This is a genomic window from Streptomyces mirabilis (genome assembly GCF_039503195.1).
GTDB lineage: Bacteria > Actinomycetota > Actinomycetes > Streptomycetales > Streptomycetaceae > Streptomyces > Streptomyces mirabilis_D.
The window spans coordinates 5,819,888-5,840,280 of sequence record NZ_JBCJKP010000001.1 but is presented as its reverse complement, the minus strand read 5'-3'; the positions used below and the strand labels follow the sequence as shown (position 1 = coordinate 5,840,280).

Genomic DNA, 20,393 nt, shown 5'->3' with positions numbered 1-20,393 from the left:
GGCAGCCCCTTCGTTCAGGCGAGCGCCGAGCGCTACGCCTCCTTGCTCAGGTTGGGTCCTGCCCCACCCGCGGCCTGCTCGATCGGCGGGACGTCGGGCAGCGCCGACTTCTCCTCACCGCGGAAGGTGAAGGTCTTGGTGTCGCCCTCGCCCTCCGTGTCGACGACCACGATGTGACCGGGGCGCAGCTCGCCGAAGAGGATCTTCTCCGAGAGCGTGTCCTCGATCTCGCGCTGGATCGTGCGACGCAGCGGCCGCGCGCCCAGGACGGGGTCGTAACCCTTCTTGGACAGCAGTTCCTTGGCGGACTGGGAGAGCTCGATGCCCATGTCCCGGTCCTTGAGGCGCTCGTCCACCTTGCCGACCATCAGGTCGACGATCTTGAGGATGTCCTCCTGCGTCAGCTGCGGGAAGACGACCACGTCGTCGACGCGGTTGAGGAACTCGGGGCGGAAGTGCTGCTTGAGCTCGTCCGAGACCTTGTTCTTCATGCGCTCGTAGTTCGACTTCGTGTCACCCGTGGCCGCGAAGCCCAGGTTGAAGCCCTTCGAGATGTCCCGCGTGCCGAGGTTGGTCGTCATGATGATGACCGTGTTCTTGAAGTCCACGACCCGGCCCTGGGAGTCGGTCAGGCGACCGTCCTCCAGGATCTGCAGCAGCGAGTTGAAGATGTCCGGGTGAGCCTTCTCGACCTCGTCGAAGAGGACCACCGAGAACGGCTTGCGCCGCACCTTCTCCGTCAGCTGACCGCCCTCTTCGTAGCCCACGTATCCGGGGGGCGAACCGAAGAGACGCGACACCGTGTGCTTCTCGCTGAACTCCGACATGTCGAGGGAGATCAGCGCGTCCTCGTCACCGAAGAGGAACTCGGCGAGGGCCTTGGACAGCTCGGTCTTACCGACGCCGGACGGGCCCGCGAAGATGAACGAACCACCCGGACGCTTCGGGTCCTTCAGACCGGCCCGCGTACGACGGATCGCCTTGGAGAGCGCCTTGACGGCGTCCTTCTGGCCGATGACCCGCTTGTGGAGCTCGTCCTCCATGCGCAGCAGACGCGAGGACTCCTCCTCGGTCAGCTTGAAGACGGGGATGCCGGTCGCTGTCGCGAGGACCTCGGCGATCAGCTCGCCGTCGACCTCGGCGACGACGTCCATGTCGCCGGCCTTCCACTCCTTCTCGCGCTTGGCCTTCGCCGCCAGCAGCTGCTTCTCCTTGTCGCGGAGAGAGGCCGCCTTCTCGAAGTCCTGGGAGTCGATGGCCGACTCCTTGTCGCGGCGGACGCCCGCGATCTTCTCGTCGAACTCGCGGAGGTCCGGCGGCGCGGTCATCCGGCGGATGCGCATCCGGGATCCGGCCTCGTCGATGAGGTCGATCGCCTTGTCCGGCAGGAATCGGTCCGAGATGTACCGGTCGGCCAGGGTGGCGGCCTGGACCAGTGCCTCGTCCGTGATGGAGACCCGGTGGTGCGCCTCGTAGCGGTCGCGCAGGCCCTTGAGGATCTCGATCGTGTGGGGGAGGGAAGGCTCCGCCACCTGGATCGGCTGGAAGCGGCGCTCGAGGGCCGCGTCCTTCTCGAGGTGCTTGCGGTACTCGTCCAGGGTCGTCGCACCGATGGTCTGGAGCTCACCGCGGGCCAGCATCGGCTTCAGGATCGACGCCGCGTCGATGGCGCCCTCGGCGGCACCCGCACCCACGAGCGTGTGCAGCTCGTCGATGAACAGGATGATGTCGCCGCGGGTGCGGATCTCCTTGAGGACCTTCTTCAGCCGCTCCTCGAAGTCACCGCGGTAGCGGGAACCGGCGACCAGCGCGCCCAGGTCGAGGGTGTAGAGGTGCTTGTCCTTGAGGGTCTCGGGCACCTCGCCCTTGACGATGGCCTGCGCCAGGCCCTCGACGACGGCGGTCTTGCCGACGCCGGGCTCGCCGATGAGGACCGGGTTGTTCTTGGTCCGGCGGGACAGCACCTGCATGACACGCTCGATCTCCTTCTCGCGCCCGATGACCGGGTCGAGCTTGGACTCACGAGCGGCCTGGGTGAGGTTCCGGCCGAACTGATCGAGGACCAGGGACGTGGAGGGGGTGCCCTCGGCAGGACCGCCGGCGGTGGCGGTCTCCTTGCCCTGGTAGCCGGAGAGCAGCTGGATGACCTGCTGCCGCACCCGGTTGAGGTCTGCGCCCAGCTTGACCAGGACCTGGGCGGCGACGCCCTCGCCCTCTCGGATCAGGCCGAGCAGGATGTGCTCCGTGCCGATGTAGTTGTGGCCCAGCTGAAGGGCCTCGCGGAGCGAGAGCTCCAGGACCTTCTTGGCACGGGGGGTGAAGGGGATGTGCCCGGACGGGGCCTGCTGCCCCTGCCCGATGATCTCCTCCACCTGCTGACGGACCGCCTCGAGCGAAATCCCGAGGCTCTCCAGGGCCTTAGCGGCGACACCCTCACCCTCGTGGATCAGGCCCAGGAGGATGTGCTCGGTGCCGATGTAGTTGTGGTTGAGCATCCGGGCTTCTTCCTGAGCCAGGACGACAACCCGCCGCGCGCGGTCGGTGAACCTCTCGAACATCGTTAATCGCTCCTCAGAGCGGTCAGGCAGTAAGGGGACGCTCCCCTCCCTGTCCTTCCGCAGCTTAGTCCCGCAAGCGGGGACCGCTCATTCCAACTGCCGACACCGTCCTTGGCCTCCTGACCCCGAACGCCGACATCTGCTCCAACCTGATGGTGCGAGACGATGTTCCCGCAGGCCAGGCAGATACCCTCACCAGCTGTACGCCGATGGCGAACGTGAGGTGCCCGAGCCATGCGTGTCGCCCCTCTCACTAGGGATGTCTTACCCGTACGCACTGACACTCCATGCCGCGCGCACCGGTTCCCTCCGCTATGGGCGAACATCCTTGCGCCATCGATCGCCTCTACACGCCTCTTCTTTCGATACTCAGCGCACATGACGAAACACCCAGCGTAACCCTGGAGCCCTTCCGACGGTTCCTCCTTACATGCTTCCCACTGTCCCCCTCCCCCGCCGCCCGCTCCACCCGAGCGACCCGGTGCGGCAGTGGTACGAGAACGAACTCGGCTGGGCGACAGTGCCCGGTTCGCCGCTACGACTGGCCGTCGGCCTGCGCTTCGACGTCCTGGACATCCCTGCGGAGGCGGGTGTCAGAGCCCTGCGACACCTGGGACCGACCTCTCCGGTGGCCCTGCACGCAAGCCGATCGGCACCGTGCGGGGATCCGGCGGCTCGGCACGGGAAGCGGTCGGCTCGGCACGGGAAGCGGATGTGGCTGCTGGTGGCCGCGGGAAGCGCGGAAGAACTGCCGGGGCTGCTCGACTGGCTGGAGTGGGGCGCTCTGGCGCTCGATCTCACGGCGATCGGCGCGGGCGGGAGCATCGAGGCTCCGCTGCCGCCGGGGGTGCCGGAAGGGGCATCCGAAGGGGCGTCCGAGGGGCTGATCACCGCGGACGGGACGGGGACGGGAGGGCCCGGCGGGTCCGGTCCACAGGGGGCCGCCGTCTGGCTGCGGCCCCCCGAGCCGGGGTGCGAGGTGGAACCCTCGTTGCCGACTCTGTCGGCCGTGGGGGGCGGTGGGGGCGCCCCCGATCTCGTACGACTCGTGGACACGGTGGCGACACAGTGCCACCGGGTCCGGCTGCGACGCGCGTGCGCCCAGCCGCCGGCCTACTCGTAGACCTTGGCTGGGCAACTGGGCCATGGGCCTCGACTCAGCCGTTGGCCTTCTCGTAGGCCTCGCGAATGGACGCCGGAACGCGGCCACGGTCGTTGACCTCGTAACCGTTCTCCTTCGCCCACGCGCGGATCTGTGCGGTGTCCTGGCTGCCACCGGAAGCGACACGCGCCTTTCCACGCCCCCCCGCAGCGCGGCCTCCGGTACGACGACCACCCTTCACGTAGGGCTCGAGAAGGCCACGGAGCTTGTCCGCATTGGCGGTCGTGAGATCGATTTCGTACGTCTTGCCGTCCAGCGCGAACGTCACGGTCTCGTCCGCCTCGCCACCGTCGAGGTCGTCGACAAGAAGGACCTGAACCTTCTGTGCCACCGGATTTCCTTTCATCGATAACTTGAGGGTCGAGGGCCTGCGGCGTGTGCCGCTGTTTCACGTCCCCTGTTATATGCAGTACTGCAGTACGTCGGAAAGCAAACCGCTTTTGCTGGAAAAACACAAACCCCTGGGTGAGACTCGGGGGCCGCTGGAAGACCGGAAACGTGCGCGTTTCGGACATAGGGAACGCGGGCAAGGCGGTCGGACGGAATAGTCGCCGGCGATCACAGATGCAGAAGCATCCGGCTGTTGCCCAAGGTGTTCGGTTTCACTCGTTCGAGACCGAGGAACTCCGCGACGCCCTCGTCATAGGAACGCAGCAGCTCCGCGTAGACATCCCTGTCGACGGGCGTCTCGCCGATCTCCACGAAGCCGTGCTTCGCGAAGAAGTCGACTTCGAAGGTCAGACAGAAAACCCGGCGAACGCCGAGCCAGCGGGCGGTCTGCAGCAACTTCTCCAGCAACTGATGACCGACACCGACGCCCTTGACCGCGGGGTTCACCGCAAGAGTGCGGACTTCCGCGAGGTCTTCCCACATGACGTGCAGCGCACCACAGCCGACCACCTCGGCGTTGTCGTCGCGTTCCGCGACCCAGAACTCCTGGATGTCCTCGTAAAGCGTCACCGTCGCTTTGTCGAGCAGGATGCCACGGCGGACGTTCGCGTCGAGGAGGCGGCGCACGGCCGGGACATCACTGGTCCTGGCCCGCCGGACGGTGACGGCTTTTGCGGTGTCTTCGGGACGAGGTGCTGGATGCTCTGCTGGCATGGGCGGACGCTATCGCCCGGTGCCGCCCGGGCCGGAGTCGGGGTTCTCGCCCGGCTTCTCACCCTGCTTCTCACCGGACGCCTCGTCGGGCTTCTCGACCCGCTTCTCGTCGGCGGCGTCAGGGGTTACACGTGTTTCGCCGCCGTGCGCGCCTTGTTCGGGGTCTTCTTCAGGCCCTTGCACGATGTGTACGGCATCCCGCAGCGCGCGCCGCTGTTCCTGGCTCATCATGCCGAAGAAGGCGACGAGAGCGGCGGCGGGGTTGTCGCTCTGGGACCACGCGTCGTTCATCAGTGCGGCCGCGTAGGCGGCTCGCGTCGAGACCGCCTCATATCGATAGGCCCGGCCTTCCGCCTCCCTGCGCACCCAGCCCTTCTGATGGAGATTGTCCAAAACGGTCATCACCGTGGTGTACGCGATGGACCGTTCCTGCTGAAGGTCTTCCAGGACTTCTCGAACGGTCACCGGGCGGTTCCACTTCCACACCCGCGTCATGACCGCGTCTTCGAGTTCTCCCAATGGGCGAGGCACAGCTCAGAACAATAGTGGGAGATCACCAACAAAAAGGGCGTACGACTCGAAAAACGTATGAGAACGTATGAGTCGTACGCCGATGAGTGCCCCGGCGGGGACGCGCGCCACGTCGGCCGGGGCATGTGACCTTGGTGTCGCCTCAGGCCTTGGCGTCGGGGGAGCCCTGGCGGGCGCTCTCCGCGCGCGCGAGGGCGGCGTCGACGACCGCGTCCTCCTTGGACTTGTTGGCCCCGCCCTGGGTCTTCACGATCGTCACGATCAACCCGATGAAGAACACGGCCATCACTACGGGGGGCACCAGCGCGGAGACATAGTCCATGCCCCCAGAGTAGCTAGCCCGCGGCGAGTTGCTGCGGCGGGTTCGCCGGTGGCGGCGCGGGCTTGCGCTTCGGCGGGAAGACCTCGCCCGGGGTCGGGATGGGACGGTCCGGGCGCGGGCCCTTGGCCGGGGACTGCGGCCGCGGCTCGGCGGCGGGGTTGCCCGCGGGCTTCTTCACGGGTTCCTCCGAGGCCGAGAGCGCGGCCAGGCCGCCGGGCAGGGCCGTCAGGCGGGTACGGGACGCGGGGACCGCGGGTGTGGTGCCGCAGCAGCCCGCGAGGCGGGTGCGGACGTCCTGCTCGGCGAGGGTCGCGCAGCGGTCCAGGAGGGCGGCGGCAGTGGGGTTGCCGCGCACCGCCCGGAGCGCGGAGAGGTCGTCCGGGTCGGGACGGTAGCCCGACCCGAGTGCCTCCTCCAGGAGGACGAGATAGCCCGCGGCGGTGCCGGGCAGGGCGGCCCGGTAGCGGGCGAGGTCGGCCAGCAGGAAGGCCCTGAGCCTGGCTCCCTCGCGGGCCGCCTCGTCGACGGACTCGGCGAGACGGAGGCAGTCCTGGACGTCTTCGGCCGAGGCGGGGGTGGGGTGGAGGGCGAGGGCGAGAGCGCGACGGAGCACACGCAGCTCCTGTGCTCCGAACGCCATGCCGCCGCGGGATCCGTAGGGCGTGGGCATGCGGCGACGATACGCGCTAATCAGACAAAATCCGCATAGCGTCTGCGCGTGTCCCTCCGGGGGTCGGCAGGGGGTTCGATCCGGGGGTGACTGTCCCCCACGGCACCCCCTGCCGGGGCTCCGCCCCGAACCCCCTTCGCCTGCGGGACGGCGGAGGTTGCCCGCGCGGTTCCCCCGCCCCCAGGGCGGGGACTTCGCCCCCGCATTCCCCGCCTGCCCGAGTTCGTTCGCCCGACGGCCGGTGGGGGCTCGGCGCGCAGTTCCCCGCGCCCCTGTGAGCCTCGGCCCGTCCGGCGTTTGAGGACGAGCCCTTCGTGCGATCGAGGGTCCGGGGGCGGAGCCCCTGGGGACGGGTCGGGTGGGGGCGAAGGGAGTCAGGTGCGGGACACGTTGCGTTCGTAGACCAGGCGCAGGCCGATCAGCGTGAGCCACGGCTCGTGCTCGTCGATGACGGAGGACTCGCCGAGAACCATCGGCGCGAGCCCACCCGTAGCGATGACGGTGACATCGTCCGGATCCTCCGCCAGCTCACGCACCATCCGGTTGACGACCCCGTCGACCTGCCCCGCGAACCCGTAGATGATCCCGGACTGCATCGCCTCGACGGTGTTCTTGCCGATGACCGCCCGTGGCCGAGCCACCTCGATCTTGCGCAGCTGGGCCCCCTTGACCCCGAGCGCGTCCACGGAGATCTCGATCCCGGGCGCGATGACACCACCGACGTACTCACCCCGCGCGCTCACCGCGTCGAAAGTGGTCGCCGTACCGAAGTCGACGACGATCGCCGGCCCCCCGTAGAGCTCGACGGCGGCGACCGAGTTGATGATGCGGTCCGCGCCGACCTCCTTGGGGTTGTCCGTGAGGATCGGCACGCCGGTCTTGACGCCGGGCTCGACCAGCACGGCGGGCACGTCGCCGTAGTAGCGGCGGGTCACCTCGCGCAGTTCGTGCAGTACGGACGGGACGGTGGCGCAGATCGCGATGCCGTCGATGCCGTCGCCCAGTTCCTCGCCGAGCAGCGGATGCATGCCCATTAGTCCCTGGAGGAGCACGGCGAGCTCGTCGGCGGTGCGGCGGGCGTCCGTGGAGATGCGCCAGTGCTCGACGATCTCCTCGCCGTCGAAGAGACCGAGGACGGTGTGCGTGTTGCCGACATCGATGGTGAGCAGCATGGGTCCTACTCCGCCTCGTCCGTCGAGGCCTGGTCCGTCGATGCCTCGTCCGTCGACGCCTCGCGCAGGTCGAGGCCGATGTCCAGGATCGGCGAGGAGTGGGTCAGCGCGCCCACGGCCAGGAAGTCGACGCCGGTCTTCGCGTACACCCCGGCGTTGGCGAGCGTGAGCCGCCCCGAGGCTTCGAGGAGCGCCCGGCCCTGCACGATGGCCACCGCCTCCTCGCACTCGACGGGCGTGAAGTTGTCGAGAAGGATCAGGTCGGCCCCCGCGTCCACGACCTCGCGCAGCTGGTGCAGCGTGTCGACCTCGACCTCGATCGGCACCTCCGGGAAGGCCTCGCGGACGGCCTCGAAGGCCTGGGCGACCCCGCCGGCGGCGACCACGTGGTTGTCCTTGACCAGCGCCGCGTCCGACAACGACATGCGGTGGTTGACGCCGCCGCCCATGCGCACCGCGAACTTCTCCAGGGCGCGCAGGCCCGGCGTCGTCTTGCGGGTGTCGCGCACGCGGGTGCTGGTGCCCTCCAGGGCGTCCGCCCACGCGCGTGTGGCGGTCGCGACGCCGGACAGCCGGCACAGCAGGTTCAGCGCGCTGCGCTCGGCGGTCAGGAGGTCGCGGGTGCGGGTGGTGACGCTGAGGAGCTTCTGGCCCTCCTCGACCCGGTCGCCGTCCTCGACGTGCCGCTCCACCTCGAACTCGTCGGTGCAGACCACGGAGATGACCGCCTCGGCCACCCGCAGGCCCGCGACGACGCCCGCGTCACGGGCGACGAAGTCGCCGGTGGAGACGGCGTCCTCGGGGATGGTGGCGACGGTCGTCACGTCCACGCCGTGGTCGAGGTCCTCCTGGATGGCGACGTTCGCGATGTCCTCGACCTCCAGCGGGTCGAGCCCGGCGTCGGCGAGGAGCTGGGCGAGCGCGGGGTCGAGACCGCACTCCATGTACGCGTCGTCGTCCGCTTCGGCGCCGCAGCCGCAGCCGTCGCCGCAGCCGCCGCTCTGGACGAGGGGAAGGTCGGGGGTGCTCACTGCTGTCACTGCTCCTGAAGGCGCTGGGGCACGGGGGTCCCCCCTGGTCGGGGGAGCCGGGGGTTTGCTGGAGGGTCGGGGGGAAGTCTGCGGTGTCCGTGGTGTGTACGGCCAGCGTGCGGTCGGGATTCAGCCGTACGACGATGTGGCGGCGCCAGTCGGCGTCGTCGCGGTCGGCGTGGTCCTCGCGCCAGTGGCAGCCACGAGTCTCCTCGCGCAGGCGCGCGGCCGCGACCAGGACCCGGGCCACGCACAGGAGGTTGGTGGCCTCCCAGGTGTCGACACCGGGCTCGGAGGTCTTGCCGTTCTCGTCGAGGGCGTCGCGGGCGTCGGTGTGGAGCTGCTGGAGCCGGCCGGTGGCGGTCGCGAGGGAGGCGGCGGAGCGCAGCACACCGGCGCCCTCCGTCATGATCCGCTGGATCGCGAACCGGGCCTCGGGGGCGAGCAGGGGGTGGGCGGGCTTGTCGGGGTGCGGGACCGGTACGGGCACGCGCGCGGGGATGCCGTTTTCCGAGCGGCCGCGCGCGATGTCCGCGGCGATGCGCTCGGCGTAGACGAGGCCTTCCAGGAGGGAGTTGGAGGCGAGCCGGTTGGCGCCGTGGACTCCGGTGCAGGCGACCTCGCCGCACGCGTAGAGGCCGGGCACCGTGGTGCGGCCGCGGGCGTCCGTGCGGACGCCTCCGGAGGCGTAGTGGGCGGCCGGGGCGACCGGGACGGGCTCGGTGACCGGGTCGATGCCGTGGGCACGGCAGGCGGCGAGGATGGTCGGGAAGCGGTGCTCCCACATGTCGGCGCCGAAGTGCCGGGCGTCGAGGTACATGTGCTCGGCGTCCTGCTCCTGCATGCGCCGCATGATGCCCTTGGCGACGATGTCCCGGGGCGCCAGTTCGGCCAGCTCGTGCTGGCCGACCATGAAGCGCACGCCGTCCGCGTCGACCAGGTGGGCGCCCTCGCCGCGTACCGCCTCCGACACCAGCGGCTGCTGGCCCTCGGCGTCCGGGCCGAGGAAGAGCACGGTCGGGTGGAACTGGACGAATTCGAGGTCGGAGACCTCGGCGCCCGCGCGCAGGGCGAGTGCCACGCCGTCGCCCGTGGAGACCGACGGGTTGGTGGTCGCGGAGAAGACCTGGCCCATGCCGCCGGTGGCGAGGACCACGTTGGGGGCGTGGACGGCTCCCACGCCGTCGTGCTGGCCCTCTCCCATGACGTGGAGGGTCACACCCGCGGTGCGTCCGTCGGAGTCCGTGAGGAGGTCCAGGACGAGCGCGTTCTCGACCGTGCGGAGGCCACGCGCGCGTACCGCCTCGACGAGGGCTCGGGAGATCTCGGCGCCGGTCGCGTCGCCGCCCGCGTGCGCGATGCGGCGGCGGTGGTGACCGCCCTCACGGGTGAGTGCCAGCTGGCCTTCGGTGGACTCGTCGAAGTGGGCACCGGTCTCGATCAGGCGGCGTACGGCGTCGGGGCCCTCGGTGACGAGGATGCGCACGGCGTCCTCGTCGCACAGGCCCGCGCCCGCGACGAGGGTGTCCTCGAGGTGCTGCTCCGGGGTGTCGCCCTCGCCGAGGGCCGCGGCGATGCCGCCCTGCGCCCAGCGCGTGGAGCCGTCGTCGAGGCGGGCCTTGGTGACGACGACGGTCCGCAGGCCCGCGGCCTCGCAGCGCAGCGCCGCGGTGAGGCCCGCGACGCCGGAGCCGACGACCACCACGTCCGCGGTGAGGGCCCAGCCGGGGGCGGGTGCGTGCAGTCGTATGCCAGTACCCGTAGGTGTACCTGTGCCTGTGGCGGTCACGAGGCGGCTCCGAAGGTGAGGGGGAGGTTGTCGATCAGGCGGGTCGTCCCGACCCGGGCGGCGACGGCGAGGACCGCCTCGCCGGTGAAGTCGTCCTCGATCTCGGTGAAGTCGGACGGATCGACCAGCGCCAGGTAGTCCAGGACCAGCGGCGGCTGGAGGCGGGCGGCCTCGTCCAGGACGAGGCGGGCGGCGGCGCGGACGGCGGCGGGGGCGCCGGGTACGGCCTTGGCGACCGCGTGCGCGTCGGCGGCGGCGCGGGATTCGCCGATCGCGCTCAGCGCCTCGGCACGTGCGCGTGTGGCGGGCACCTCGCGGGCCCGGGCACGCAGGGCCTCCTGGGCGGCGTGCCGGTCGCGGCCCGCGAAAAGGGCCTGCGAGAGGGCGAGCGCGGTGCGCCGCTCCTCGGGCGAGAGGTACCGGTTGCGACTGGAGAGGGCGAGCCCGTCCTCCTCACGCACGGTGGGCACGCCGACGATCTCCACGCCGAAGTTCAGGTCGCGCACCATGCGGCGGATCAGGGCGAGCTGCTGGGCGTCCTTCTGCCCGAACAGCGCCGCGTCGGGCCGGGTGAGGTGCAACAGCTTGGCGACGACGGTGAGCATCCCGTCGAAGTGACCGGGGCGCACGGCACCCTCCAGGCGCTCGCCCATGGGACCCGCGGAGAGGCGTACCTGGGGGTCGCCGCCGGGGTAGACCTCGTCCACGGAGGGGGCGAACACGGCGTCCGCGCCCGCCTCCTCGGCGATCTTGAGGTCGGCGTCGAGCGTGCGCGGGTAGCGGTCGAGGTCCTCGCCCGCGCCGAACTGGAGCGGGTTCACGAAGACCGTGACGACGACCTCGCCCTCGGGCCCGGCGATCTCGCGGGCGGCGCGGATCAGCGTGGCATGGCCCTCGTGCAGGGCGCCCATGGTCATCACGACGGCCCGGCTGCCGCGCCGTACGCGCGCGTGCAGCTCGTCGGCGGTGCGCAGCAGGGTGGTGGTCATCGGTCGCTCCCGTCGTCGGGCAGGGTCGCGCCGTCGGCGAGTACCCCGAGGAGGTCCTCGGCGAGTTCCGGCTTCAGCAGGCCGTGGGCCAGCGCCCGGTCGGCGGTCGCGCGGGCCATCGCGAGATAGCCGGCGACGGTCCCGGGGGCGTGCTTGCGCAGTTCGGCGACGTGCGCGGCGACCGTGCCGGCGTCTCCGCGCGCGACAGGCCCGGTGAGGGCGGCGTCGCCCGACCTGAGGGCGTTGTCGAGGGCGGCGCCGAGCAGCGGGCCGAGCATCCGGTCCGGGGCCTCCACGCCGGCGGTGCGCAGCAGTTCCATGGACTCGGCGACCAGGGTCACCAGGTGGTTGGCGCCGAGCGCGAGGGCCGCGTGGTAGAGCGGGCGGGACTCCTCGGCGATCCACTCGGGCTCGCCGCCCATCTCGATCACCAGGGCCTCGGCGGCCAGACGCAGCTGTTCGGGCGCGGTGACCCCGAAGGAGCATCCGGCGAGCCGCTGCACGTCCACGGGGGTGCCGGTGAACGTCATGGCGGGGTGCAGCGCGAGCGGCAGGGCGCCCGCCCTGAGCGCCGGGTCGAGCACCCGCGCGCCGTACCGCCCGGAGGTGTGCACGAGCAGCTGTCCGGGCCGGATGGCGCCCGTCTCGGCGAGCCCCTCGACGAGCCCGGGCAGGGCGTCGTCCGGGACGGTCAGGAGGACCAGGTCGGAGCGCTCCAGGACCTGCGCCGGGGAGAGCAGCGGCACGTCGGGCAGGAGCAGCGCGGCCCGCCGCCTGGAGGCGTCGGAGACCCCGGAGACGGCCACCGGGCGGTGCCCGGCGAGCTGGAGCGCCGCGGCGAGGGCGGGGCCGACCCGGCCCGCGCCGACAACGCCGACGGTGAGCCGCGCGGGGCGGTCCTTGGGGTCTGGCTGGTGGAATGTACTCACTCGACGGCGGCCTTCCGTTCCAGTCCGCTCGGGGTACCGGACGATTTCTCGTCATGTTAACGCGATTGGCTCGAGCGTCGTTTTCGTTGTCCACAGGCTGTGGGTTTCCGCAGGTCGCGGGGGGTGCGGAAAACGAGGATGCCGAGGCGGGGCCGCGCGCGACATCATCCGGGGATGAGCGATACGGCGGAAACGGCGGCGGGACAGGACCCGATGACGGTGGGACAGGACCCGGAGACGGCGGGGCAGGACCCGGAGAGCGCGGGCCAGGATCCGGAGGAGGCGGCCGAGCGGCTGCGGGCGCGGCGGAGTGCCGCGCTGCGGGCGGCCCGGCGCGTGCTGTGGCAGCCCAGCCACCAGCACACGGTCCGGGAACGGCTGGCCTGGCTGAACGACGGCGCCGCGGGTGTGTACGACCTCGACCGGCCCGTCGACATGTACGGGGGCCAGATCGTCGAGACCCTGGAGGAGCGGGTCGCGGGCCTGCTCGGCAAGGAGGCGGCCGCCTTCTTCCCCACCGGCACCATGGCCCAGCAGGTCGCCCTGCGCTGCTGGGCGGGCCGTACCGGGAACCCGACCGTCGCACTCCATGCGCTCAGCCACCCCGAGGTCCATGAACGGCAGGCGTTCAGCCAGGTCAGCGGCTTGCGCCCGGTGCGGGTGACCGACGAGCCCCGGCTGCCCACGGCCGAGGAGATACGGGACTTCGAGGAGCCCTTCGGGGCGCTGCTGCTCGAACTGCCGCTCAGGGACGCCGGTTTTGTGCTGCCCTCCTGGGAGGAACTCTCCGAGGTCGTGGAGGCCGCCCGGGATCGTGACGCGGTGGTCCACTTCGACGGGGCCCGCCTGTGGGAGTGCACCTCGCACTTCGGCCGCCCGCTGGACGAGATCGCGGGCCTCGCGGACAGCGTCTACGTGTCGTTCTACAAGTCGCTCGGAGGCTTCGGCGGGGCGTTGATCGCGGGCCCGAAGACCCTGATCGACGAGGCGAAGACCTGGCGGCACCGGTACGGCGGCATGATCCTCCAGCAGTTCCCCACGGTGCTCGCCGCGCTCATCGGCCTGGACCAGGAGCTGCCCCGGCTGCCGGAGTACGTGGCTCACGCGCGCGTGGTCGCCGCCGCCCTGCGCGAGGCTTTCACGGAGGCCAAGATCCCCTGGGCGCGCGTCCACCCGGAAGAGCCGCACACCCACCAGTTCCAGGTCTGGCTGCCGTACGACCCGGACGTCCTCACGGACGCGGCGCTGCGGCAGACCGAGGAGACGAAGACCTCGCTCTTCTCCCAGAGCTGGATGCGGGGCGGTCCGGGGCTCGCGCTCACCGAGGTCACGGTGGCGGCGCCCGCTCTGGAGTGGACGGCGCAGGACGTACGGGCGGCCGTCCGGGAGTTCGTCGAGCGACTGCCCGGCTGACCACACGCGGCGCCCGGCGTCCGGCAGGCCCCGCACGGAAACCCGCGCGACCCGCACGGGGGTCAGCAGCCCGGCTGCGGGCGCCGTCCGCGCAGCCGCCGGCCCAGGGCCCGGCGTATCCGCCCGTGGGCCGGGCGGCCCGCCACGACCGCCCGGAACCGCCGGAGGTCGCGCAGCTCGCGCGCCACCTGCCAGTCGTGCGCGCCGGGCGCCGGAGGGGCCGGCTCGCCGTGGCGACGGGCCCGGTAGGTGTCGAGAAAGTACTGCCGGGTGATGCTCATGGCTCATCGCCTCTCGGGACGGGAAACGCGCGACGGGAGGGAAGTCCGAAGGCCCGCGGTTGCCCCGGTCGTCCCAGATTGCGCCCGTCCTCGGTGGCCGTCGCCCCGATTGACGGTCGCCGTCAATCGACGGCGGCGTTGTCAGTGACGGGGTGCACCATGAGGTCATGAGCGTGCACATCGATGTCACCGGGCTGCGGCAGGAGCGGATCTCCGTCGTGCCGTCGCCCCTGGCCGAGCTCTGCATGGCGCTGCACGCGTTGTCCGAGCCGGGTCACCACCCCGGGCTGCAGGGCTGGGCGACCGGCGTCACCGCCCGGCTCGACTCGCATCTCGCGGACCGGATGTGCGAGGCCGACTTCCTGTGGCGGACGACGTTCTCGGACCTGTTCCTGCCGTACGCGGGGATTCCCGGCAGGACCACGCTCCCCGGCGCCACGCTCGCCGAGGAGCTGGACCTGCTGGACAAGCTGACCGACGAGCAGTTCGTGGACGCCGCCCTGGAGTTCACCTGCGCGCTTCCGTACGCGGCGCCGGGCCGGGACACGCTCTCCGACCCCGAGCTGCAGCAGCGCGCGCTGGAGCTGGCCGCCGCGCGCGGACCCCAGCAGGTGCGCTTCAGCAAGCGGCTGCTGGACGATCCGCCGCAGATCCGGGCATGGCTGCGGCAGTTCCTGGAGGACTGCGACGAGGCCTTCTTCGCCGAGACCTGGTCCCGGCTGCGCCACCAGCTCGCGGCGGACGCCCGCCACAAGACGGACCTCCTGCGGCACAAGGGCCTGGCCGAGGCCATGGCCTCGGTGTCCCCGGCGGTGACGCTGGACGAGACAGGCCGGACGATCACGGTCGACAAGCTGGGCCAGGGCCAGACGGCCACCGGGGAGGGCGGGCTCCTCCTCGTGCCGACCAGTCTCGGCTGGCCGCACCTGATGGTGCTGCATCGTTACGGCTGGCAGCCGGTGCTGCACTACCCGGTCGGTTCCCCGGAGCTCGCGGCACCGTTCTCGCTGGAGCAGCTGACCCTGCGGATGACCGCGCTGTCCCATCCGGTCCGGATGCGGATCTGCCGCAGCCTGGCCCGCAGCGCGTTCACCACGGGCGAGCTGGCGCAGGTGAACGGGATGACGGCCCCGGAGATATCCCGGCACCTGGGCGTGCTCAAGAAGGCGGGCCTGATCACCACGAGACGCCGCGGGCGGTACGTGCTGCACCAGCTGGACGTCAGCGTCGTGGCCCGGCTGGGCAGCGACTTCCTGGAGGGCATCCTGCGCTGAGCCCGGCGGACCCCTGTCGAGTTCGACGGCTCCCTGTCGAGCGCGACGGCCCCTGCCCGGCGCTCCGCAGGCTCAGTCGAACCGGATGTGCTTGGCGCCGGTCCACGCCCGCCGCAGCCGTCCCCGCACCGCCCCGTCCTTGTTCGGAGTCAGCGTCAGTCCCGCGAGCACGGCGATCCGGTCGGCCGTCTTGGCGACCGTCGTGTGATCGGTCCACAGGTGCTCCGCGAACTCCGGCTCGCGCAGCCGCTCCAGGCAGTCGTCGAGCTGCCGCACGGCCCAACTCTCCTGCCGCAACGAGGCGTCCTTCCCGGCGACGTACTGAAGGAGGTGTCCGAAGCCGCGCTCGCGCAGCCGCTTCAATACGGTCTCGCGCTCGGCGAGGAGGGCGAAGTGCCGTACATCGTGGCCCAGTTCGGTCAGTCGCCCGACCGTCTCCTCGAAATAGCGGGCGTTGGTGACCGTCATGGGGACGATGACCACGCCGTCGTGTTTGCCGAGGGCGAGGTCGAGCACCTCGACCACACCCTGCCGCCAGGACGCCAAGTCCTGGAAGTCCCCGCGCAGTTCGGGCGGCAGCATGCGGCGCAGGCCGAAGCCGGCGTGTTCCGGGTCGCAGACGACGCTGCCGGGCAGCCGACGCTGGATCTCGTGTGCGGTCTGTGTCTTGCCGCCCCCGAAGGGGCCGTTGATCCACAGGAGCATGCGCAGACCCTAGTGGGCCCCGGTCACGCCCCGGTCACGCACCCACGATCGGCTCGCCGAGCCGCCGGCCCGGATCAGCGGTGCCGCCCCGGATCAACGCTGCCCGCCCGCACGAGCCCCGTCTCATACGCGAGAACCACCACCTGCACCCGGTCCCGCAGCCCCAGCTTGGTCAGGATGCGCCCCACATGCGTCTTCACGGTGGCCTCGGACAGCACGAGACGGGCCGCGATCTCGCCGTTCGACAGCCCCTGCGCGACCAGCACCATCACCTCGCGCTCACGGTCGGTGAGCCGCTCCAGCTCCTTGTGCTGGGGCTCCTTGCCGGCGTGGGGCAGCATCGGCGCGAACCGGTCGAGCAGGCGCCGGGTGGTGGAGGGCGCGACCACGGCGTCACCGCTGTGCACGGAGCGGATGGCGGTGAGCAGCTCGCCGGGCGGCACGTCCTTGAGCATGAAACCGGAGGCGCCCGCCTTCAGCCCGGAGAAGGCGTACTCGTCGAGGTCGAAGGTGGTGAGGATCAGCACCTTCGGAGGGTTGGGGTCCGAGCAGATGCGGCGGGTGGTCTCCACACCGTCCAGCTTCGGCATGCGTACGTCCATCAACACCACGTCGACCGCGGTCGACCGCAGGACCTGGAGGGCCTCGACGCCGTCGCCCGCCTCGGCCACGACCTCCATGTCCGGCTGGGCGGCGAGCACCATCCGGAAGCCGGTGCGCAGCAGCACCTGGTCGTCGACGAGCATCACGCGGATCGCCATCGGGGTCTCTTCCCTCTCCATCAACGGTCAAAAAATAGTTGGAACTGACCAAAAGGTTTCGTTACAGGTGTCAGTGAGCCGACTTGAGCGGCAGCAGGGCGCTGATGCGGAAGCCTCCACCGGGGCGCGGCCCCGCGTCCAGAGTGCCTCCGACCATACCGACGCGCTCGCGCATCCCGATCAGGCCGTGTCCCTGGCCGTCGGCGCCGCCCTCCTCGTACAGCTCGTGGGGCGCGCCCTTGCCGTCGTCCTCGACGAGCAGCCCGAGCCCGTCGTCGAAGTAGACCAGGCGCACGCTCGCGCCCGCGTTCGGGCCGCCGTGCTTGCGCGTATTGGTGAGCGCCTCCTGGACGATGCGGTACGCCGTGAGCTCCACCCCGCTGGGCAGCGGCCGGGGGGTGCCCTCGACCTTGAAGTCGACGGGCAGGCCCGAGGTGCGGCACTGCTCGATGAGGTCGTCGAGCTGCTCGACGTCGGGCTGCGGCACGTACTCACCGCTCTCCTGGTGCTCGCCGGTGCGCAGCACGCCGAGCAGGCGGCGCATCTCGGCGAGGGCCTGGCGACCGGTCCCGGAGATGGTCTCGAGGGCCTTCTTGGCCTGCTCGGGGGCGGCGTCCATGACGTAGGCGGCACCGTCTGCCTGGACCACCATCACCGAGACGTTGTGCGCGACCACGTCGTGCAGTTCGCGGGCGATCCGGGCGCGCTCGGCCGCGACGGCCACCTTGGCCTGCGCCTCGCGCTCCTTCTCCAGGCGGGCGGCGCGCTCCTCCAACTGGGCGAGGTAGGCGCGGCGGGTGCGGATGGAGTCGCCGAGCACCCAGGCCAGCGCGAACGGAACCGTCTGGAAGATCACTATCAGGACGGCGCCCAGCGGGCCCTGATCCCGCAGCGGCCAGCGGAGCTGCCCGACGGTCGCCGCGCAGAGGCCGCCGATCAGCCCGAGGCGCGAAGCCCAGCGGGCACCGTCCGCGGCGACGGTATAGATGATCACCAGCATCGCGAAGTCCCCGGGCGCCGGCGGGACATCCAGGACGACCTGTGCGACACCGACCACTGCGGCCAGGACCAGCATCTTCTCGGGCATGAGGCGGCGCAGCGCGACGACCGCACTCAGTACGACGGCGATCGGGAGCGCCGCGGCGAGCGACCCGCGCTGATCGGCGGCGCCGTTGACGTTGGTCAGGCTCACGCCGGAGATCCCGAGCAGGACGACGGCCCAGAAGCTGTCGACCCACGTCGGGTGCCTGCGGAGAAAGTCATAGAGGCGCTGCACGTAACCCAGCGTAGGGAAGCATGCAGTGCGCAGGGGTCAACCGGAGGGTCGATCCGCGAGGGGCGCTCGTACTCCCCAAGGTGGATGCTCCCCCGCCCGGGACGGCTAAGGCCCGTCTTTCAGGGGGGCCTAGGCTGGTCCGGTGAGGCGCGTGGGGACGGGTGAGTGGCGAGGTTGGCGCGAGGCGACGGAGGAGGCCCTGTACGGGTCCTCCGGCTTCTATCGCGGGCCCGAGGGGCCGGCCGGCCACTTCCGTACGTCGGTGCACGCGTCCCCGCTGTTCGCCGCGGCCGTGGCCCGGCTGCTGTGCCGGGTCGACGAGGCCCTCGGCCGCCCTGCCGAGCTCGCCTTCGTCGACATGGCGGCGGGCCGCGGTGAGCTGGTGACCGGTGTCCTCGCCGCGCTCCCCGCCGAAGTGGCCTCCCGCGCGCGCGGGTACGCCGTCGAACGCGCCGACCGCCCCGCTGTTCTCGATCACCGGATCGAGTGGCTCACCCGGCCCCCGAAGGGGGTCACCGGACTGCTGTTCGCCAACGAGTGGCTGGACAACGTGCCGGTGGAGGTGGCGGAGGTGGACGCGACGGGCGTACCCCGGCTGGTTCTCGTACGGGACGACGACGGGGCCGAGCGCCTGGGTGAGCCCGTGGCCGGGGCGGAGGCGCAGTGGCTGCGGAGGTGGTGGCCACTGGCCTGCGAAGAGGTGCCTTTCCCAGGGGCGCACTCCGAAGAGGCGCCTTCCGGTGACGTGCCCTCCGAGGAGATGCCCGAAGAGATGCCCTTCGAGGGGGCCCGCGCCGAGATCGGTCTCCCTAGAGACACCGCTTGGGCCGGTGCCGTCGCCTCCCTGGACCGGGGCCTCGCCGTCGCCGTCGACTACGCGCACTTCGCCGCCGCGCGACCGCCTTTCGGGACACTCACCGGCTTCCGCGAGGGCAGGGAGACGGCGCCCGTGCCGGACGGCTCGTGCGACATCACGGCGCATGTGGCCCTGGACGCGTGCGCGCTGCCCGGAGGGCGCGTGGTGACCCAGCGGGCGGCCCTGCGCGCGCTCGGCGTGAGCGGCGCCCGGCCGGCGCTCTCACTCGCCGCCACGGACCCCAGCGCCTACGTACGCGCTCTGGCGGGCGCGGGGGAAGCCGCCGAACTCACCGCGACCGGCGGCCTGGGCGACTTCGGCTGGCTGCTCCAGCCGGTTGGAATTCCGAACCTGATGATCGACGGCCTCCTTGCCGACGATTCACCGGCCGACGGCCTACTTGTCGATGTCCCCGACCACGAAGAACAGTGACCCCAGGATCGCCACCATGTCCGCGACCAGCGTCCCGGGCAGCAGCTCCACCAGCGCCTGGATGTTGTTGAACGAGGCCGAGCGCAGCTTCAGCCGGTACGGGGTCTTCTCGCCCTTGCTGACCAGGTAGTAGCCGTTGATCCCGAGGGGGTTCTCGGTCCAGGCGTAGGTGTGCCCCTCGGGCGCCTTCAGGACCTTCGGGAGGCGCTGGTTGATCGGCCCGGGCGGAAGGTCCGCGAGCCGGTCGAGACAGGCGTCCGCGAGGTCGAGCGCGTTGTGCGTCTGCCCCAGGAGGCACTCGAAGCGGGCCAGACAGTCGCCCTCCTGGCGGGTGACGACCTTCAAGGTGTCCTGGAGCTCCCCGTAGGCGAGGTACGGCTCGTCCCGGCGCAGGTCGAAGTCGACGCCCGAGGCGCGCGCGATGGGCCCGCTCACTCCGTAGGCGTGCACGGTCTCCGGCGCGAGGGCGCCCACGCCCCGCGTACGCCCCCGGAAGATCTCGTTGCCGAGCACCAGGTCGTCGTACACACCCATCCGCGAGCGCAGGGCCGTGACGGCGCCGCGCGCGCGGGTGGTCCAGCCGGCCGGGAGGTCCTCCTTGAGGCCGCCGACGCGGTTGAACATGTAGTGCATGCGCCCGCCGGAGACCTCCTCCATGACGTGCTGGAGTTCCTCGCGCTCCGTGAACGCGTAGAAGATCGGGGTGATCCCGCCCAGCTCCAGGGGGTACGAGCCCAGGAACATCAAGTGGTTCAGGACCCGGTTGAGCTCCGCGAGGAGGGTCCGCATCCACACCGCGCGCTCGGGGACCTCCATGCCGAGCATCCGCTCCACGGCGAGGACCACGCCCAGCTCGTTCGAGAAGGCGGAGAGCCAGTCGTGGCGGTTGGCGAGCATGACGATCTGGCGGTAGTCGCGCGCCTCGAAGAGTTTCTCCGCGCCGCGGTGCATATAGCCGATCACCGGCTCCGCGTGCTGGATCCGCTCACCGTCCAGGACCAGCTTCAGCCGCAGCACCCCGTGCGTGGACGGGTGCTGGGGCCCGATGTTGAGCACCATGTCGGTGCTCTCCGCGGCGCCGCCGATACCGACCATGGTCTCCGTAGGAGGAGTCATGGGGACAGTCTGTCGTACGTAC

At 71.0% G+C, this 20,393-nt stretch carries 19 protein-coding genes and 1 pseudogene; 4 read left to right on the top strand and 16 right to left on the bottom strand.

Annotated features, from left to right (window positions below; all coding sequences use genetic code 11):
• Positions 1–32: 32 nt before the first annotated feature.
• A complete protein-coding gene (locus tag AAFF41_RS27015) occupies positions 33–2,558 on the bottom strand; it encodes an ATP-dependent Clp protease ATP-binding subunit (RefSeq protein ID WP_054237510.1) in 2,526 nt (841 codons plus the stop codon).
• Between the two features lie 430 nt (positions 2,559–2,988).
• Here AAFF41_RS27015 and AAFF41_RS27010 point away from each other — a divergent pair, with 430 nt between their 5' ends.
• Positions 2,989–3,681, top strand: a complete 693-nt coding sequence (locus AAFF41_RS27010) for an SCO3374 family protein (protein WP_343324751.1) — start codon at positions 2,989–2,991, stop codon at positions 3,679–3,681.
• Between the two features lie 34 nt (positions 3,682–3,715).
• On the opposite strand, the gene AAFF41_RS27005 is transcribed toward AAFF41_RS27010, so the two are convergent.
• The 10 genes and pseudogenes from AAFF41_RS27005 to AAFF41_RS26960 form a co-directional block, all read right to left on the bottom strand.
• Entirely contained in the window at positions 3,716–4,051 is a 336-nt protein-coding gene (locus AAFF41_RS27005) for a histone-like nucleoid-structuring protein Lsr2 (RefSeq protein WP_054237508.1), read from the bottom strand.
• 227 nt (positions 4,052–4,278) lie between these two features.
• Positions 4,279–4,824 carry an amino-acid N-acetyltransferase gene (locus tag AAFF41_RS27000; RefSeq protein WP_099921324.1) on the bottom strand — a complete coding sequence of 182 codons (546 nt, stop codon included), beginning with the start codon at positions 4,822–4,824 and terminating at the stop codon, positions 4,279–4,281.
• A gap of 9 nt (positions 4,825–4,833) precedes the next feature.
• On the bottom strand, positions 4,834–5,319 hold the full coding sequence (locus AAFF41_RS26995; protein ID WP_415925969.1) for a BlaI/MecI/CopY family transcriptional regulator: 486 nt from the start codon (positions 5,317–5,319) through the stop codon (positions 4,834–4,836).
• A gap of 178 nt (positions 5,320–5,497) precedes the next feature.
• Entirely contained in the window at positions 5,498–5,677 is a 180-nt protein-coding gene (locus tag AAFF41_RS26990; protein WP_319751831.1) for a hypothetical protein, read from the bottom strand.
• 13 nt (positions 5,678–5,690) lie between these two features.
• Positions 5,691–6,317 (bottom strand): hypothetical protein, encoded by a 627-nt coding sequence (locus AAFF41_RS26985; RefSeq protein ID WP_343326360.1) that lies wholly within the window; start codon positions 6,315–6,317, stop codon positions 5,691–5,693.
• A 404-nt stretch (positions 6,318–6,721) separates the two neighbouring features.
• Positions 6,722–7,519, bottom strand: a complete 798-nt coding sequence (locus tag AAFF41_RS26980) for a type III pantothenate kinase (RefSeq protein ID WP_054237503.1) — start codon at positions 7,517–7,519, stop codon at positions 6,722–6,724.
• A 5-nt stretch (positions 7,520–7,524) separates the two neighbouring features.
• Complete coding sequence (nadC, locus tag AAFF41_RS26975) at positions 7,525–8,550, bottom strand: carboxylating nicotinate-nucleotide diphosphorylase (protein WP_343324750.1); 1,026 nt, start codon at positions 8,548–8,550, stop codon at positions 7,525–7,527.
• Positions 8,551–8,617: 67 nt separating this feature from the next.
• A pseudogene (locus tag AAFF41_RS26970) lies at positions 8,618–10,339 on the bottom strand (L-aspartate oxidase); the annotation flags it as partial.
• Entirely contained in the window at positions 10,336–11,328 is a 993-nt protein-coding gene (gene panC / locus AAFF41_RS26965) for a pantoate--beta-alanine ligase (protein ID WP_075032432.1), read from the bottom strand. The gene panC and the pseudogene AAFF41_RS26970, both read right to left, overlap by 4 nt.
• Complete coding sequence (locus AAFF41_RS26960; RefSeq protein WP_319751834.1) at positions 11,325–12,257, bottom strand: Rossmann-like and DUF2520 domain-containing protein; 933 nt, start codon at positions 12,255–12,257, stop codon at positions 11,325–11,327. Before AAFF41_RS26960 ends, panC begins: the two co-directional genes overlap by 4 nt.
• A gap of 174 nt (positions 12,258–12,431) precedes the next feature.
• Between AAFF41_RS26960 and AAFF41_RS26955 the strand changes: the two genes are divergently transcribed.
• Positions 12,432–13,670, top strand: a complete 1,239-nt coding sequence (locus AAFF41_RS26955; RefSeq protein WP_343324749.1) for a threonine aldolase family protein — start codon at positions 12,432–12,434, stop codon at positions 13,668–13,670.
• A gap of 62 nt (positions 13,671–13,732) precedes the next feature.
• Here AAFF41_RS26955 and AAFF41_RS26950 read toward each other — a convergent pair whose 3' ends face one another.
• Entirely contained in the window at positions 13,733–13,951 is a 219-nt protein-coding gene (locus tag AAFF41_RS26950; protein ID WP_343324748.1) for a hypothetical protein, read from the bottom strand.
• Positions 13,952–14,118: 167 nt separating this feature from the next.
• Here AAFF41_RS26950 and AAFF41_RS26945 point away from each other — a divergent pair, with 167 nt between their 5' ends.
• Complete coding sequence (locus AAFF41_RS26945) at positions 14,119–15,225, top strand: DUF5937 family protein (RefSeq protein WP_168494251.1); 1,107 nt, start codon at positions 14,119–14,121, stop codon at positions 15,223–15,225.
• 72 nt (positions 15,226–15,297) lie between these two features.
• Here the strand turns inward: AAFF41_RS26945 and AAFF41_RS26940 are convergent, their stop codons facing one another.
• From AAFF41_RS26940 to AAFF41_RS26930, 3 genes are all read right to left on the bottom strand, one after another.
• A complete protein-coding gene (locus AAFF41_RS26940) occupies positions 15,298–15,930 on the bottom strand; it encodes an AAA family ATPase (protein WP_343324747.1) in 633 nt (210 codons plus the stop codon).
• Between the two features lie 74 nt (positions 15,931–16,004).
• On the bottom strand, positions 16,005–16,691 hold the full coding sequence (locus AAFF41_RS26935; RefSeq protein WP_319751905.1) for a response regulator transcription factor: 687 nt from the start codon (positions 16,689–16,691) through the stop codon (positions 16,005–16,007).
• Between the two features lie 70 nt (positions 16,692–16,761).
• Positions 16,762–17,967 carry a sensor histidine kinase gene (locus AAFF41_RS26930; RefSeq protein WP_319751839.1) on the bottom strand — a complete coding sequence of 402 codons (1,206 nt, stop codon included), beginning with the start codon at positions 17,965–17,967 and terminating at the stop codon, positions 16,762–16,764.
• A 142-nt stretch (positions 17,968–18,109) separates the two neighbouring features.
• On the opposite strand from AAFF41_RS26930, the gene AAFF41_RS26925 reads away from it, so the two are divergent.
• Positions 18,110–19,255 carry an SAM-dependent methyltransferase gene (locus tag AAFF41_RS26925; protein WP_343324746.1) on the top strand — a complete coding sequence of 382 codons (1,146 nt, stop codon included), beginning with the start codon at positions 18,110–18,112 and terminating at the stop codon, positions 19,253–19,255.
• Here the strand turns inward: AAFF41_RS26925 and AAFF41_RS26920 are convergent.
• Positions 19,220–20,371 (bottom strand): NADH-quinone oxidoreductase subunit D, encoded by a 1,152-nt coding sequence (locus AAFF41_RS26920; RefSeq protein WP_054237491.1) that lies wholly within the window; start codon positions 20,369–20,371, stop codon positions 19,220–19,222. The two genes, AAFF41_RS26925 and AAFF41_RS26920, sit on opposite strands and share 36 nt — an antisense overlap.
• Between the last annotated feature and the right edge of the window lie 22 nt (positions 20,372–20,393).